The 16,381-nt window shown below is 56.8% G+C and carries 10 protein-coding genes; 8 read left to right on the forward strand and 2 right to left on the reverse strand.

Annotation, left to right across the window (positions count from 1 at the left end; translation table 11 throughout):
* The first annotated feature begins 157 nt into the window (after positions 1-157).
* From LJE94_18725 to LJE94_18745, 5 genes are all read left to right on the forward strand, one after another.
* Positions 158-4,378: a translocation/assembly module TamB domain-containing protein gene (locus tag LJE94_18725; protein ID MCG6912130.1), complete on the forward strand. Its 4,221-nt coding sequence runs from the start codon at positions 158-160 to the stop codon at positions 4,376-4,378.
* A gap of 135 nt (positions 4,379-4,513) precedes the next feature.
* On the forward strand, positions 4,514-7,420 hold the full coding sequence (gene bamA / locus LJE94_18730) for an outer membrane protein assembly factor BamA (protein ID MCG6912131.1): 2,907 nt from the start codon (positions 4,514-4,516) through the stop codon (positions 7,418-7,420).
* Positions 7,421-7,530: 110 nt separating this feature from the next.
* A complete protein-coding gene (locus tag LJE94_18735) occupies positions 7,531-8,109 on the forward strand; it encodes an HD domain-containing protein (GenBank protein ID MCG6912132.1) in 579 nt (192 codons plus the stop codon).
* Between the two features lie 12 nt (positions 8,110-8,121).
* Positions 8,122-9,894: an SLC13 family permease gene (locus tag LJE94_18740; GenBank protein ID MCG6912133.1), complete on the forward strand. Its 1,773-nt coding sequence runs from the start codon at positions 8,122-8,124 to the stop codon at positions 9,892-9,894.
* Between the two features lie 99 nt (positions 9,895-9,993).
* Positions 9,994-10,605 carry a site-2 protease family protein gene (locus LJE94_18745; GenBank protein ID MCG6912134.1) on the forward strand — a complete coding sequence of 204 codons (612 nt, stop codon included), beginning with the start codon at positions 9,994-9,996 and terminating at the stop codon, positions 10,603-10,605.
* On the opposite strand, the gene LJE94_18750 is transcribed toward LJE94_18745, so the two are convergent.
* Both LJE94_18750 and LJE94_18755 read right to left on the reverse strand, forming a co-directional pair.
* Positions 10,576-11,517 carry an NAD(P)-dependent oxidoreductase gene (locus LJE94_18750; protein ID MCG6912135.1) on the reverse strand — a complete coding sequence of 314 codons (942 nt, stop codon included), beginning with the start codon at positions 11,515-11,517 and terminating at the stop codon, positions 10,576-10,578. The two genes, LJE94_18745 and LJE94_18750, sit on opposite strands and share 30 nt — an antisense overlap.
* 146 nt (positions 11,518-11,663) lie before the next feature.
* Entirely contained in the window at positions 11,664-13,007 is a 1,344-nt protein-coding gene (locus LJE94_18755) for an FAD-dependent oxidoreductase (protein ID MCG6912136.1), read from the reverse strand.
* Positions 13,008-13,204: 197 nt separating this feature from the next.
* On the opposite strand from LJE94_18755, the gene LJE94_18760 reads away from it, so the two are divergent.
* The 3 genes from LJE94_18760 to LJE94_18770 all read left to right on the forward strand — a co-directional run.
* Positions 13,205-13,972 carry an IclR family transcriptional regulator gene (locus LJE94_18760; GenBank protein ID MCG6912137.1) on the forward strand — a complete coding sequence of 256 codons (768 nt, stop codon included), beginning with the start codon at positions 13,205-13,207 and terminating at the stop codon, positions 13,970-13,972.
* A gap of 7 nt (positions 13,973-13,979) precedes the next feature.
* Positions 13,980-15,098 (forward strand): alanine--glyoxylate aminotransferase family protein, encoded by a 1,119-nt coding sequence (locus LJE94_18765; protein MCG6912138.1) that lies wholly within the window; start codon positions 13,980-13,982, stop codon positions 15,096-15,098.
* A 72-nt stretch (positions 15,099-15,170) separates the two neighbouring features.
* Positions 15,171-16,381, forward strand: a 1,211-nt coding sequence (locus tag LJE94_18770) for an FAD-dependent oxidoreductase (GenBank protein MCG6912139.1), incomplete at its 3' end; no start/stop codon positions are given.

Below are 16,381 nucleotides of genomic sequence, written 5' to 3' on the forward strand. Positions count from 1 at the left end.
CACTGAGGATAGAGGTTGCATAGAAACGAAATCAATTGTAGGTAAGCGTTGAGCCGCAGGGTATCGTTTCCGGGCTCCGGCGGGGGTGTTCCTCGGTTATCGTGTTGTTTATTTAACCTTGAGGTATTGTCAGCCGCACAATGGCTGGGGTGTGCACATGCAAGGTAGGGTAAAACTCGTTATTGCAGCCACGGTTTGGGTATGCCTTTGTTTTCTTGCATTGGCATTCTGGGCGTCGTGGTACGCCAACTCCGACAAAGCGGGGGAACTGCTGTTGCGGGAGATCAACGCCCGAATACCCGGGGAGATAGCATTTTCCCATCACCACATCTCCCTGCTGAACGGCAGCATACGGATACAAAACCTGAGGATCAGCGCTCCCGACGGCCGGGATTTGGCAGGCGCCGAAAGTTTTTTCATCGATTTGTCCATTGCTTCCATTCTGAAAAAGGCGTTGATTGTTGAAACCGTCGATTTAAGACGGCCCTGGGTGCGCCTCGATCTGGATAACGCTGGTCGCTTGAACATCCTGGATGTGTTTACAGCAGAAGACGCCACGCCGCCGGCAACCACTTCTTTTAACGACCCGATGCCCCTGAATCTAGTCTGCAACCACTTCAGACTTTCAGAAGGCGCTTTGCAATTTTCAGACGCTGACGGCGGCAAACGCCTTTCCCTGGAAAATGTCGAGATGGATGCCAGCGGCAATCTGCACCAAAAGAGTGCCGTGCTCAACCTGAACATCGGCAAGGCCCGCATGGCACTCGATGGTTACCTCTCGGAATTCAAACGCCTGAACCTGGCGCTGGCCCTCAACAAGGGCAACATCGAACCTGTAGTGATAAACGGTGAGAATCAATTTGCTTCACTTCTGCTTTACGGGGATGTCCGTCGGGTTTTTTCCGAGCCGGAATTGGATTTGAACCTGAAGATCGTTTCTTCCGTGGAAGGGGTGGAATCCTTTTTCAATACGCATCGTAAAGACAAAGGCAGGGTCTCACTGAGCTTCGGTATCATGGGCGCACCCGCCAACCCCCAGGTGGATATGATTGCCCGCTTCGGCCCCGGCAGCCTGGCCGGCTATAGGATCGGGCGGATGGATGGTCGGCTGCGCCTGGCCGACCGGATCATAACCCTTGAATCGTTGTCGGCGGATACGGATATCGGCCGCCTGGCCGTCCAGGGAAAAGCGGACCTACGCGGGGTTTTTCCGGCAGATTTCCTGGGCCCCGCGGCAAACTGGCAGAAGCTGAGCTACACGGGGCGCGTCGGGATGACGGACGTGAAACTGGCGGCCCTTGCGCCCGCCGGCGTTGATCTCCACGGCAGCCTCAACTTTTTACTGGATGTCGAAGGCGCGGGCATCAAAGGCGAGACACTGCATGCCGCTGCCGCGGCAGATTTGTCGGTCAGGCATTTCCGGTTGAAGGGGTTGTCTCGAGCAGTGGACATTCGCGCGACATCGGTCCTGGAACTGCAGGATGGGAAGCTGAAGCTTAAAGGCCTGGAGGCTCGAGCCGCCGGTGCGCGCGCGTCTGCCGGAGGCAGCCTGGACTGGAAAGCACAACAGGTGGATGCCCGCTTCACGATAGATGACGAGAAGATTGCCACCCTGCTTTCCCTTTTCGGACTGACGGGTATTAGCGGCGACGTCGCCTTGCAGGGCAGCCTGCAGGGGAAAATGACGAACCCCGCTTTCAAGGGGACTGCCGTCGGCAAGGGGCTTAGCATCATGGGCGCCGACTTGGGGAATGTTCGGCTTAAAGCCGGGTTGACCGAGGCCGGACGGCTGGAAATCGCTTCACTGGTCATGAAGAACCGGGGAAGCGCCTTGAAGGCCGAAGGCCATGTCCAGCTATTTGAAAGCCCATACAGGCTTCACCATGAAATGCCTGTGGAGGGCCACATCGTGTTTTCGGGGTTGGAATGGAGCGATGTGATGCCCGGAAACGGCATAATGGGGTCTGCGAGAGGAGAACTTTTTGTCTCCGGAAGTTTGAAAAATCCTGCGGCAAGGGCCGATGTGTCTGTAGAATCCGTCGCCTACGGGAACGTCCGGTTGGGCAATCTAGCAGGCAAGATGCGCTGGCACGACGGTTCGCTGGTGCTTGACAGGGTTCACTTGAAAAATGGCCGGACGTCGGTGACAGCCCGGGGAGAACTCAACCTGCTACAAAGAGGCACATGGAACGCAGTGGAAACGCCGGATTTCCGCCTGATCCTGTCGGACGGGCGCGTCTATTTGCAGGACTTCGACGAAAAAGTGTCGGGTGAACTGTTGCTGGAGGCCGATATCGGCGGGCGGCTGACGGAGCCCGCCGGGGATATCCATGTAAGCGGCAGGGACATCGATCTGGGCCTACAACGGATAACGTCGCTGGAGATGAAGGTGCGAAGCGGAAACAGACAGATCGTCGTCGAGCCCTTTACCCTGAACCTGCCGGAGGGGGGGCGCATCGCGGGTTCTGGAAAAATCGGGTACGATCAGTCCTACCAATTTGAGCTGTCGGCCCGGGATCTTCCGGCCGGCAGTATCGACCGGCTGAGAGACCTGGAGGAGGTTTCGGGAAAGCTGAACCTGCGTTTTTCGGGAAAAGGCCGGCTGGGGATGCCGGAGATGAACGGCAGCGCCGAGTGGAGCGAGCTAAGCGTCAGAGGAGAAAAGATCGATGACGTTTTTATGCAGTTCAGTGTCAAGGACAGCCTGGTGTCCCTGAAGGGGCGGCAATCCTTTGAACTGGATGCCGGCTATGATCTTTCCAGCAAGGATTTCTCCATAGACCTGGTCATGGGAAACACGCGACTGGCCCCCTGGTTTGCCATAGCCGCCAGACCGGCCTTCGGCGGATCCGTCAGCGGATCGATCAGGGCGGAAGGCAACCTGGACGATGTGGCGAACACCCGGGCCGAAGTGGATATCGAAAGGCTCGCATTGACGTTCCATGGGGAGCATTTTGCCGGGTCTGAAGGTATCAGGGGGACTTTGAGCAAACGGGTATTCGACATTCCCGAATTCAGGGTGTCCCTGCCGGACCAGGGCCACCTGGCGGTGGAGGGAAAGGGCAGCCTTGCCGGCGACATCGCGTTAAAGGCCAACGGCAATATTCCCCTGAAAGCGGCGAATCTTTTGGCCAGCGACCTGCCGGTAATAGACGGCAGCATGTTTTTAGCAACCTCGGTAGGCGGCTCCTTTCAACATCCGGAATTTTCGGGAGAGATCCGGATCGAACAGGCCGGGATGGAAATACCGGATTTGCGGCAAACCCTCCACAGCGTGGAGGGCCGGATGGTGCTCGCCAAGAACAATGATATTGCCGGCAGCATCGGCGGCATGCTGGATGACGGCAGGTTCGAGATATCGATGCGGGTCGAGATGGATGGGTTCGTGCCGAAGCGCATCGATGCCCGGGGAACCGCAACGGCCATTCCCATCCAGCTTCCGGATACCATGGACCTGTTGATCAGCGCAGATCTATCCATGGCAGGCGTTCCGGAAGACCTGCTCCTCAAGGGAGATGTCGTTATGCTGGAGGGAACCTATTACAAGGATTTTAACTTGAACTTTCTGGAAAGCGTGCAGGAGAAATCGAGGGAAGAAACGCCCCGACCCGTGCAGCCCGTCCATCCATTGTTGCGGCCCCTGCGGTTCGACATTCATTTCAAGCACCGCCAGCCGCTGGTGGTCTCTAACAATATTGCCGAGCTGGAGATCAGCCCGGACCTCGTATTGACAGGCACGGCGGACAACCCTGTCGTGACGGGGGCCGCCACGGTTGACACGGGTAGCGTCACCTATCACAACCGGTCGTTTGTGGTTCAAAGAGGGTCGGTCGATTTCATCAATCCTTACAAGACAGAGGCCGAGATCGACATCAAAGGCCAGGTCGAGATTCGTGAGTGGGTCATAACCATCTCCCTTACCGGGCCGCCGGACCGCCTGGCGGTGGAACTTTCTTCCTCGCCTCCCGAAGAGGATGCGGACATCATTTCCCTGCTCGTGTTCAAAAAGACGACATACGAGCTGAATGAGGGGGGTCCCGGCGTGAATCAGTCGCCAACGGTGCTGCTGGCGCAGCTTTTGGCGTCGTCTTTCGGTCGGGATATCAAGGACAGCACAGGCATCGACATCCTCGAGGTGGAGGCTGAAAGCGCCGAAGACAAGGATTCAACCGACAGAATCAAGGTGACCGTGGGCAAGGATCTGTCCGAAAGGATGAGCGTCAAGTACTCTGTGGAATCAAAAGACGGGGGCTATGTTCAGCGGGCCTCGACGGAATACAAGCTCCTGGAAAATATTGTCGTGAGCGGTTTTCAGGACACCAAGGGTGTCTACGGCGGTGAGTTTATTTTCAGGATGGAGTTTCGCCTGTTCAGGTAGTTTTTAGACCCCGTCATCCCTTCGCAGGGATGACGAAAAACACCCAGACGGCGCAAGTATTTGGTACTGGGTCATTTGAAATTGTTTAGGATTTAGATGTTCGATATGGGAATTCCCAGTTTATCAGGGACAGCCATGGACGCTATTCGGAACGTTTTTCTATCAACCACTCTGAGGCAGCAAACGGGGGAATTGTCGCCGCGCGCCGGTGTATACCTGTTTGCGAAGCCCGTTTCCAGATGGATACGCTCTGTTGGCGTCCTGATGGTTCTGGCGGCCGTTCTGTTTTTTCCATTGACCGCTGCAGCGGAAACCCGGGCAACGTTTTCCCGAACAAAGGATGTTGTGGCGAATATCGAGGTACGGGTCAAAACGGATGGGGACCGTTCTCACGAATGGCACGGCATCGCCGAAGCGATCATTTCTCTGTACGTCCGGGTTGGTGCGATTTTTTCCCCCGACGATGTGAACGCATCCCTTTCCGCCTTGAAAGAATGCAACAAATTTAATGAGATCCATGTGGACTCGAGGGCCGGTGAAAAGGGAGTCACCCTGATCTATTCGCTGACCCCCTTCAAACGCATCAAGGATATCCGTATCAAGGGCAAATATCCCCTTTTTGAAATCAGGGTGCTGAATGCCATGACGGTTTATCCGGGCGATGCATATGTTCAGGACGTGATTGACGACCAGGCGAAACTGATTGCCGATCTTTACAAACAGGAGGGCTATATCGATCCGAGTGTCGTCATCGGCGGGTGGGAGGACCCGGAAGACCATCAATACGTTCTTTTTGTCACGATCAACAAGGGCCCCTACTACTCCCTCGGAAGAGTCGCTTTCGACGGGAACCGGTCCTTTGAGGACAATACCCTCCACTGGCGCATGCGTTCGTGGCGCAAGGCGACGTTCGGCAGGATTGCCGGCCGTTTTCGACAGCAGGTGTTTAAAAAAGATATCGACAATCTCCGCCAATTTTATCGCAAGATGCATTTTTTCGATGCGCGCATCACCTTTGACCTCAAGCCGAATCCGGCCGGCGGCAAGATGGATGTCGAGGTTGCCATCCAGGAAGGGGCACGGTACGATATTCGTTTTGAGGGCAACACGGCTTTCGGGGCCAAGACCCTCGGAAAGCAGTTGGCTTTTAAGGAAAGCGGGAATAGACGTGACATCGGTTTAAGAAAAAGCATCAAGCACATCAAAGCGCTCTACCACAATGCCGGATATCCTGAAATCCGCGTCGCTGCAAAGGAAAAGGTAGCTGTCGAAAACGGTGTCAAAAAGCGAACCATCGTCCTGGAAATAAAGGAGGGGCCGCGTTTTATGGTCGAGCGCGTGAATATCAGCGGCAACAAAGCGCTGAAAGAGAGGAAACTGAGGCGCCAGATCCTGACGCGCGCTCCAGGGTTGCTGCACGACGGCGCTCTTGTTGAAGGCGTTTTGCAGGAAGACCTTTTGATGCTTAAAAATATGTACCATAAAAAGGGCTACCTCGATCCTGAAATTTCTGTGGAAAAGTCGCCGGCTCCCGTCGAGGAAAATCGCCACCCCGTGGTGGTTGATTTTCACATCGATGAAGGCGTTCGCACCGTTATAACGGCAATCGAACTGGAAGGGCTGGTTCGCATTCAGCCCGCGAGCGTTTATGCGGCCATGCAGATGGAGACCGGCAAGCCTTTCCGCTGGTATGCGCTCAAGAATGAAGAACGCAACATCGCCCAGGTCGTCTCCGAGATGGGCCATCCGCATGTGACGGTGGACAGCCGCACCGCATTCAACGAAGACCATTCAGGTGTCCGGGTTACGTTCGTGATCGACGAGGGCCCTTTCGTACAGATGGGACAAACCGTCTACAGCGGAAACTTTCGTACGAAAAAAAGAATTCTGGAGCGTGAAATCGAAATGCGCCCGGGTGACCCTTTTTCATTGCAGCGCATGGTTACCGGTCAGAAGAACATACGGGCCATGAATATCTTCCGATCGGTTCAATTCAGGCCGGTGGGGCTCGAGGACAAAAAGGAACGGGTCCATCTTTTTGCAGAAGTCGATGAAAAGCCGCCTTATTTTTTTCAGGCCAATGCCGGTTACGAATCGGTGAAGGGCATATATGCCGGCAGCCGGGTGGGCGATCATAATTTTTTGGGGTTGAACAAAGATGTGTGGGTCGGCGGTGAGGTCAGCCAAACGGGGTACTGGGCGGAATCGAGGATGTTTGAGCCCCGCTTTTTCGGGACCCGCATCTCTTCGGATATGGGCCTTTATTTCAAATATGAAGAACCTTTCAACCAGGTGTTCGGCACCAGGAAGTATGGAACCGATCTGCTGCTTTCCAAAAAGCTGACCCAACGGATTAGTGCGAATCTCGGGCTGCGCGGCGAACGCCGGGAGCAATTCGGCCGGGGCGGCAATGTGGGAGACGATGAGGAAGGTGATTTTTTCAGAAGTTTTTTTACCACCTCACCTTCCGTGGCTTATGACAGCCGGGACAGCTTCATCCGGCCGCGGAAAGGCATTTTTTCCTTTTTCGCCGTCGATCTGTCCAAGGGCATTGAAAATTCGTATGATGATTTTTACAAGTACCGTTTTGAACTGAGGGGGTTCACCACACCGCTCAGACGGCTGACCCTGGCCGGCCGGGGCAGTTTCGGGGACATTCAGCCTTACGGGTCCAAGGGGGTTGTACCCCAGGATCAGCTTTTCTTCTTGGGCGGCACTGCCAGTGTGCGGGGATTTGACGAAAACCTGTTTTTGTATGACACTGAAGACGATCCTGTCGGCGGGCAGATGGCAGCGGTGGCCAGTGCGGAAGCCCGCTTCGATCTGGGCCGGAATTTCGAGTTCAGCCTGTTTTACGATGTGGGTTATCTGGATGATACGTCGGGCCTGGAGGTCACGGACAATGTGCGCGATTCGGCCGGCCTCGGATTGCGGTACGTGACCCCCATCGGCGCCATGGGCATTCTATACGGACACAAATTGGACGCGAGGCCGGAAGAGAGTCCTGGCAGGATCCATTTTTCTGTGGGATATACGTTTTAAGTTGTGAAAGGTATAATATGAGGCGTTAGACGTGAGGCGTGAGATGTTGGACGTCTGACCTCTGACTCTTGTGATGCAGGTTGTACAAGATGCGAAAGGAGACGGGAACGATGTCGAAAGTACCCACGCGGGAAGAGGCGTTTGAGTTGCTGAAAACATACAATCAATCGGAGAGCCTGATAAGGCACGCCCTGGCGGTTGAAGGCGTCATGCGCTACTGTGCCCGGTCAAGGGGCGGAGACGAGGAAAAATGGGGCGTCATCGGGCTGATTCACGATCTGGATTACGAACAGTTTCCCGATCAGCACTGTCAGAAAACCGAAGCCATTTTGAAGGAGCACGACTGGCCGGAGGAGTATATCCGGGCCGTGGTCAGTCATGGCTGGGGAATCTGCTCCGACGTGGAACCCATCAGCGAGATGGAGAAGGTGCTGTACGCCATCGATGAGCTTACCGGGCTGGTGGCGACCACCGCCCTGGTGAGGCCCTCCAGGAGCGTGCTGGACATGAAGCCCAAATCCGTGAAGAAAAAGTGGAAAGACAAGCGGTTCGCAGCCGGTGTGGACCGTTCGATCATCCAGAAAGGCGCCGCATTGCTCGGTGTCGAGGTCGCCGACCTGATTGCCGACACGATCATGGGCATGCGGGAAGTGGCGGAAGAGATCGGCTTGAAGGGCGATGTCGACTGAGGACCCTGAACGATGACCATCTGGTTGTCCATACTATTGGTGGCGGTCATGCTGCTGCTGATAACCGAGAAACTGCCCGTTGACCTGACATCCATCGGGATTTTAGTGCTTCTGGCAGTTACCGGTGTTTTGTCGCCGGCTGAAGTCGTGGCCGGTTTTGCCAGCCCGGCGGTGATTACCGTCGGGGCGATGTTCCTGATAAGTCGGGGGATGATCCGTACCGGGGCCATTGGCTATATCAGCCAGCTGGTCATACGCTACGCCCAAGGCAGTCATTTTAAGGCCATGCTGATGATCATTCTGATCGTCGGTGTGGCGTCCGCTTTTATCAACAACACCCCGGTTGTGGTCCTTTTCATACCCATCGTGTTGAGCCTGAGCTGCGAGCTGGGCGTCAGTCCATCCAGGTTGTTGATGCCGGTTTCCTTTGCGAGCATTCTGGCCGGCACCTGTACCCTGATTGGAACGTCGACCAATATCATCATCAGCGATTTGAGCGCGGCCGGCGGCTTCGGGCCCCTGGGCATGTTCGAGCTGTCACCGCTGGGCGTGCCGGTCGCTGTGGTCGGGATGGCCTACCTCCTCCTGGCGGGACCCAGGTTGTTGCCGCAACTTCACAATCCGGTCTGTGAAACCGGGGACGACGAACATCGCCGCTATCTGGCCGAAATGCAGGTGCTGCGTCAAAGTCCCATCGTGGGAGAGGAACCGGATGCCTATTTTTCCAGAAACTTTCCCGGCATGGAGGTGCTCGAGCTCATCCGCTACTCGCACGTGTATTATCCGGACCGGGACAACGTGAAGATTGCGCCGGACGACATTCTGCTGGTGAAGGGAACGGCCAGCGACCTTGTCGCCATCATGCACGAGGATTTCGTCGAGCTGCCCCTGGCCGTGGGAGCGGTTTCTTCCGGTGCTGACAAGGGGGACGCATTGGTGGTGGAGGTGATCATACCTCCCCAGTCCTCCCTGCTGGGAGAGCGCCTGTTGACCAGCCGTTTGCAGCGTGATCCGGATATACACATTCTGGCTATCAAGCGCCGCAAGCTGCACTACGACGAGTCCAAGGTCAACGATGTCCGGCTGAGAATCGGCGACATCCTGCTGGTGCAGCTGCCGGAAGCATCCCTGGAGCGGCTGCGTCAAGAGGTCGATTTCATCATCATCGAGGATGTCCATGACCGTATCATCCACAAACGGCTGGCCAAGCGTGCCTTTCTAATTTTCGGGGCCATGGTCGCGGTCGCCAGTACGGGGATGGCCGATATCATGGTGTGCGCCCTGGCGGCGTCCTTTCTGATGATTGTGACCGGCTGCCTGCAGCTCCGCAATGTCTACCGGGCCATGGACGGCCGGATCCTTTTGCTGATCGTGGCCATGATCGCCCTGAGCACCGCTTTGGAGAAAACAGGGACTTCCCGGCTGTACGCGCAGGCGTTTCTCAACCTGTTCAGCGGGTTGGGGCCGGCCTATGTGCTGGCAGGGGTGATCCTTCTGACCGGCATCAGTACGCATGTCTTGAGCAACAATGCCACGGCGATTCTACTGCTGCCCATTGCCATATCGGCGGCCCAGGCGCTGGGCGTCGATCCCAAACCGTTTATCATCGCCGTCTGTTTCGGGGCCAGCGCCTGTTTTGCGGCCCCTATCGGCTACCAGACCAACCTCCTCGTGTACGGTCCGGGCGGTTACCGGTTCAGTGATTATGTCAAACTGGGTATGCCGCTGAATTTGCTGGTTTTACTGGCAGGGTCACTCTTTATCCCTGTGCTGTGGCCGTTTTAGGGTGGTTGCCGGAAAAAGATTCCGAATAGCGGACGTCTTCAGCGAGTTCCAATCGGAACAGACTTATGGCAAAGGTACTTTCAGTCTATGAACGCAGGTATGATAGCAATACAGGTGGTTGCCCTTTTCATGGCCCTGACATTCCATGAGTTCGCTCACGGGTGGGTTGCCGGAAAGCTGGGAGACAGGACCGCGGAATCCTTGGGAAGACTCACCCTCAACCCCAAGGATCACATCGACCCGTTCGGAACGCTGTTGCTGCCGGGGATGCTCATTTTAATGCACTCGCCGGTCGTGTTCGGATGGGCCAAACCCGTACCGATCAATCCCTACAACTTTAAAAATCCACGCCGGGGGATGATGTGGTCGGCGCTGGGCGGACCGGTGATCAACCTGCTTCTGGCCGGTGTGCTCGCCGTGGCTTTCAAAGGCATGCTGCATTCCGGCATCATGATAAAACCCCTTCTGATTTTCCTGATAGTCGCAGTTCAGCTGAATGTGTTCCTGGCTGTTTTCAATCTCATCCCCATACCGCCTTTGGATGGCGGCCGGGTGCTGGTGGGACTTCTCCCGCAGGCGCAGGCAGCGGCTTACAGTCGCATAGAACCCTTTGGATTTCTGATCGTGATCGCCCTGATGTACTTCGATGTTCTGGACCGATTTCTGTTTTATCCCATCGTACTAGTCATGCGTTTTTTGGGGATCGGTTGATTCCGCAACCAGGGTGTCCGGGAACCCAGGAGCCCGCAAGGGCTGTTTACAGGCATCCTCCAGCATTTTGACCACTTTCGGCGACCAGGCGTCTCCTCCGTACAGGGTGCGCGCTCTCCTGAAAATATGGCGCGTCACACTGCCCAACTCCAGCGGTACGTCGAGTTTTTCGGCTATCCGGTCGGCGAAACCCAGGTCTTTGCAGGCCAGGTCCATGGTGAAGTTGATGTTGTAGGAGCCGTTGAGAATCAGCTGGCTTTCGGTTTCGTGTACGAAGCTGTTGCCGGAGCTGGCCCGGATGGCCCGGTAGGCCGCGCTTAAATCCACTCCCTGTTTGGCGGCCAGCATCATGCCTTCGCCGGCGGCCACCAGGTGGATGAAGGCCAGCATGTTGGTGACCACCTTGACCACCGAGGCATTGCCGATGTCACCCAGGTGAATCACCTCTTTGCCCATGACTTCCAGGATCGGCCGAAAGTGTTCGAACAGGGTCGACTCCCCGCCGACGAGTACGGTAATTTCGCCGGTGTGGGCCAGATGGACGCCTCCGGTGACCGGGCACTCCAGCACCTTCAGGCCCTTTTTTGCGGCGACGCCCGCCAGGCGCTGGATATCTTCGAAATCAGTGGTGCTCATCTCGATCCAGCAGCTTCCTGCGGGCAAGTGGTCGAAGACGCCGCCCTCTTTTTCCACCACGGCCCTGGAAGCTTCGGGGGAAGGCAGTGCCGTAATGACCGCTTCGGCCCCGCGGCATACATCGGCGATGTTTTCCACACAGTTGGCACCGGCCTCTACAAAAGCCACGCCGCATTCGGGGCGCAGGTCGCTGACGGTGACGTCGTGTCCCGCTTTGACGAGATTCATGGCCAGTGGCTGCCCCAGGTTTCCCAGTCCGACAAATCCAATTTTCATAGGTGCTCCTCGATTGACATAATCGTTATTGTAAACGTTCCACGGTTGGATTCCGATATGTTAATTTGAAATTTTTCACAACCCAAGATTTTAAAAGAGGACCCGAAAAGGGCGAACCCGGCACCGGATTCGGTGGGCACAGTCGCTTAACGGATTCTCACCCCCTGCTTCTCCAGGGCCTTCTGTACTTTGTGGATATCGACTTCCCTGGTTGTCTTGCCGTCTTTTATCGACTGGGCCGCGGCCACACCGGTGCCCTGTCCGGTCAGTGCGCAGCAGGTCATGGCCCTGGTGGCGGCATGCGACCCCTGGTCGCCGGCGACACAACGCCCGGCAACCAGCAGGTTTTCCACCGTTTGCGGGAGGGTGATGCCGTAGGGGACCTGGAAATAACGGCCCGTGGTGGGGATAATCACCACGCCATAACCGTCCAGAAATTCGGGGAAGATCCCGATGGAATCTTCAAACCGGCCCTGAGAGCGGACATCCTGCTCGGTCAGGCGGCAGCGGCCGACGATCTTTCTCGATTCGCGTATTCCCAGGGCGGTGGAAAAATTGCGCAGCCTGGCTTTTTCGAAGCCCGGGGCGTATTTTTTCAGAGCCTCGACAGCCCAGACCGCCTGACGGCGGCCGTCCATTTCTCCACGGGTCAGATCGCGCACGTCGGTGGGATCATAGCCCGGCATGTAAACGACGTTCAAATGGGTGACCTCCCCATCGGGCGTAACCGTGCCCCAGGTGCCGCCGAGGCCGACATCCTCCGGGATTTCACCGGCGGCTTTGGCTTTTTCAAAGGGCTCCCGGATGAAGGGGCTGAAGAGGCCGTTCTCTTTTCCCGAGGTTTTTACGCACCAGTCTTTCAGGGTGGGATGCTGCTGTTTGACATACGTCAAAAAGCGTCTTGCGTCCACGCCGCTGCATGCGAAATTGACCGTTACCCCGAGCAGTTCCTGCACAGGGGCCATGGTGCAGGGTGCGCCGGCACGATGGGCCAGGTCGGCGTCTCCGCTGGCATCGATGACCCGTTTTGCCAGGATGGCCTGTCGGCCTGACTTGCTTTCGGTGATGACGCCTTTGACGACACCCTCTTCCACGATCGGGCGGACACCGAGGCAGTGCAGCAGCGGCCTGACGCCGGATTCGATGATCAGCCGGTCGGCCACCACCTTGAAAAGCTCGGTGTCGAGGGCCTGGCTGTCGGACTGAGGCTCCGGCCAGCTGGCATGCATCTCCAGGGCGCGTTGTTCGAATTCCAGGCCGATGCCCTGTGACTCGACGGTGCCGTTGTGGCGATACCAGGCGATGGATTCAACCGCGGCTTGCGTGATATTGCCCCCGAAGCATCCAAAACGTTCGACCAGCATGGTGTCCGTTTTTTCACGGGCGGCCGCCAGCGCGGCCGCCAGACCCGCCGGCCCGCCGCCGACCACCAGGACCTCTGTTTCGGCAATTACGGGAATTTCTTTTCGGCTTTCGGTGACTGTCCGCATTTTCAACCCCCTGGTTGTCCGGTGCCCTATTTGCTTGTTGACAGTGGCACCATATTTGATTACATACATATTTGCAATATGGAATAGTGTTCCATTATTCGGAACAAATGACGGCCGGTTGCAAAGTGGCTGTCGTTGCTTTTCCGGGCAGCGCCGTTTCAGGGAGACAGGCCGCATCAACCTGATTTTATTAACAAATGAAATCTTTATTCAAAGCGCTGGATATCATCGAGACCCTTGCGGAAGCGGGTGAAATGGGAATCAGGGAACTTTCGGCCGCAACCGGCTATCCACCGGCAACCACTCACCGCATCGTTTCCGCTCTGGGGGAAAGATCCTATCTGCGCAAAATGCCGGAATCGAACCGCTACAGCCTTTCACCGAAATTTTTGCTTCTGGCCGACAGCATCCAGGAGCGCTTCGAGATTGCACTGATCACCCGCCCCCATCTGGAAAAACTGATGCGCCAAAGCGGGGAGAACGCCAATCTGTGCGTGCGCAACGGGGTGGACGTCATTTACATCGACCATGTGCACAGCCGACGGCACAATCTCAGAATTTTCACCCACATCGGGGCCAATGCCCCGCTGCATGCCACCGGGGTCGGCAAAATTTTCCTGAGTTGGATGGCGCCTGATCAGTTTGCAGGTTTTCTGGAACGTATCAAGTTCGAGACGTTGACGCCCCACACGATTACCGACCCGGATGACCTGCGCGATGAAATTGAAAAAATAAAAAAACAAGGGTACGCCCTGGATGATCAGGAAAAAGAACTGGGCGTGCGGTGCATCGCCGCTCCCCTGATGAATCACAGGGGGGAAGTGGTGGCGGCCATTTCCATTTCCGGGGCTGCCCAGCGCATCTCGGACAGCCGGCTGTCCGGCTTGGCCGACATGGTAAAAGAAACCGCGCGTACGATTTCAAATCGATTGGGATATAGTGAAAAAAGAGTAGAGAAGGAATAGTGGAACGATGATTGAAACCCTGGAGAAGATAGAACCGATACTGTTGATGGGGCCCGGCCCCTCCTGTGTGCCCGAAGACGTTTATGCCGCCCTGGCGAGCCCCACCATCGGCCACCTGGACCCGGTTTTCATCACCATCATGGACAAGGTCAAGCAGCAGCTGCGCAGCCTTTTCAATACCGGAAATGCCCTGACCATGCCCATATCCGGTACCGGGTCGGCCGGGATGGAAACTTGTTTTGTCAACTTGGTAGAGCCGGGTGACCGTGTGCTTGTCCTTATCAACGGCGTATTCGGTATGCGGATGCAGGACGTGGCCACCCGTTTGGGCGCCGAAGTCAATGTGCTCGAGTACACCTGGGGAACGCCGGTCGATCCGGAAGAGGTCGCCCGGAAAGTGGCGGAAAACGACTACAAAATCGTGGCCGTGGTGCACGCCGAAACCTCTACCGGCGTGAGGAATCCGGTCGAAAAGATCGGCGGTGCCGTCAGGGACAGCGGTGCCCTTTTTCTGGTGGATACGGTCACCAGCCTGGGAGGCATCGAAGTGGCGGTGGACGCCTGGCATGCGGATGCGGTGTACAGCGGGACACAGAAATGCCTTTCCTGTCCGCCGGGACTCGCGCCCATATCGTTTTCCGCTGCCGCGGTAAAGGCGGTAGAGGCCCGCAAGACCAAGGTGCCCAACTGGTATCTGGACCTGAGCATGCTCCTGCGGTACTGGGAGGGGGAGACGCGCACCTATCACCACACCGCTCCCATCAATATGATCTACGGCCTGCACCAGGCCCTGGCGTTGATCCTGGAAGAGGGCACGGCTTCCGTGTTTCACCGTCATGCAGAGCAGCACCGGAACCTGGTGAAAGGGCTGGAAACACTTGGATTGGAAATGCTGGTGGCAGAGCCCTACCGTCTGCCCATGCTGAACGCCGTAAAACTGCCTGCAGACATTGACGAGGCCGCCGTTCGCGGGCGTTTGCGCAAGGAGCACCGGATTGAAATCGGTGCCGGGCTGGGACCTTTGGCCGGGAAAATATGGCGGATCGGTTTGATGGGTCACACGGCCCGGGTTGAAAACGTCCAGCGTTTTTTGGCGGCACTTAAAGAGATTCTGAGCCGTCTGTGAAGGATCCTCGAGGTTGAGTGGAAATTCGCCCCGGTTCATCCGGGTCTGGGTTTACAGGGCTTGGGGGGAATCGTGAAAATCGTGCGTGAAACGGTCGATGTGGTGATTGCCGGAGGCGGTACGGCCGGGCATGTGGCGGCCATACAGGCGGCCCGCGCCGGGGTGAAGACCGCCGTCGTCGAGGCGGGCAGCATGCTGGGCGGGACCATGACGGATGGGGGCGTTTACATGCCCAACCATTTTTTCAGTATCGACGGACCGGTGGTTCAGGGTATTGCCTGGGAACTGTACACGAAATCGAAGGCTATCGAGGGCCTGCCCGTGCCGGACTACCGCAAGCGCAGGCCCTTGGATACGCCCGGGTACTACAGCTACATCAATGTCCCCATATATGCCGCCTTGGCGGAAAGGGAGGCTCTAGAGGCCGGCGTGGTTATCCACTACCACGAATTCGTGGCCGAGGTGCGGGCGGTGGGTGGCATTTGGGAGATTGTCTCACTGGGCCGCGGCATCCGGCGCATCACCAGGGCTAGAGAGATCATCGACTGCAGCGGTGATGCCGATGTGGTCAGGATTCTGGGCCTGGGCGTTGAGCGGGCTAGAAGGCCTCAGCCCGGTGCTTATCAGTACAAGATCGAAGGCATCGAGTATGAGCAGGTGTGGAAAAAAGAAGTACAGCAGATCTATGACGAAGCCGTGGCTGCGGGGAAGTTGGAGGCGGGCGATTTCGCCTATGCCAGGACCAAACCCTTCAGCTATTACCTGGCACATGGAGGTCACAACGCCACCCATCTCTACGCCGCCGACACGTCTGATGCCGAGGGTCAGACCCGGGCCAACCTGGATGGCCGCGCCCGGATGCTGCGCATGTTTCAATTTTTAAAATCCGAGATACCCGGATGCGAACGCGCGGTTCTCAAAACCATGTACGGCCGGGCCCTGTCGCGGGAGTCCTATCGCGTAAAGGGGGAATACACGATTACCAGAAAGGATTTCATGCAGGCAAAGGATTTCAAAGACAAGGTGTGCAACGCGTTCAACTACATCGACATGCACAGCCGTGAAAAGGGGTGTGAGGAAATTTTTCACGCTTCAGAGCACCTGGTTCCAACGGTGCCTTTCAGGGCCTTGATCCCCAAGGGAGCCTCCAGGCTCACGGTTGCCGGACGTATCGTTTCCGCAGAGCGGATGGCGCTGGCAGGCATCCGGGCCCAGTGTGTCTGCATGGCCATGGGGCAGGCCATGGGTGCGGCAGCCGCCATGGCCGTTAAAAAGGGCGTCCC

This window comes from Deltaproteobacteria bacterium, from assembly GCA_022340465.1.
GTDB lineage: Bacteria > Desulfobacterota > Desulfobacteria > Desulfobacterales > B30-G6 > JAJDNW01.

Coding starts and splice junctions, on each gene's coding strand:
- LJE94_18725 (MCG6912130.1), top strand. CDS start 158: ATGCAAGGTAGGGTAAAACTCGTTATTGCAGCCACGGTTTGGGTATGC.
- bamA (MCG6912131.1), top strand. CDS start 4,514: ATGGACGCTATTCGGAACGTTTTTCTATCAACCACTCTGAGGCAGCAA.
- LJE94_18735 (MCG6912132.1), top strand. CDS start 7,531: ATGTCGAAAGTACCCACGCGGGAAGAGGCGTTTGAGTTGCTGAAAACA.
- LJE94_18740 (MCG6912133.1), top strand. CDS start 8,122: ATGACCATCTGGTTGTCCATACTATTGGTGGCGGTCATGCTGCTGCTG.
- LJE94_18745 (MCG6912134.1), top strand. CDS start 9,994: ATGATAGCAATACAGGTGGTTGCCCTTTTCATGGCCCTGACATTCCAT.
- LJE94_18750 (MCG6912135.1), bottom strand. CDS start 11,517: ATGAAAATTGGATTTGTCGGACTGGGAAACCTGGGGCAGCCACTGGCC.
- LJE94_18755 (MCG6912136.1), bottom strand. CDS start 13,007: ATGCGGACAGTCACCGAAAGCCGAAAAGAAATTCCCGTAATTGCCGAA.
- LJE94_18760 (MCG6912137.1), top strand. CDS start 13,205: ATGAAATCTTTATTCAAAGCGCTGGATATCATCGAGACCCTTGCGGAA.
- LJE94_18765 (MCG6912138.1), top strand. CDS start 13,980: ATGATTGAAACCCTGGAGAAGATAGAACCGATACTGTTGATGGGGCCC.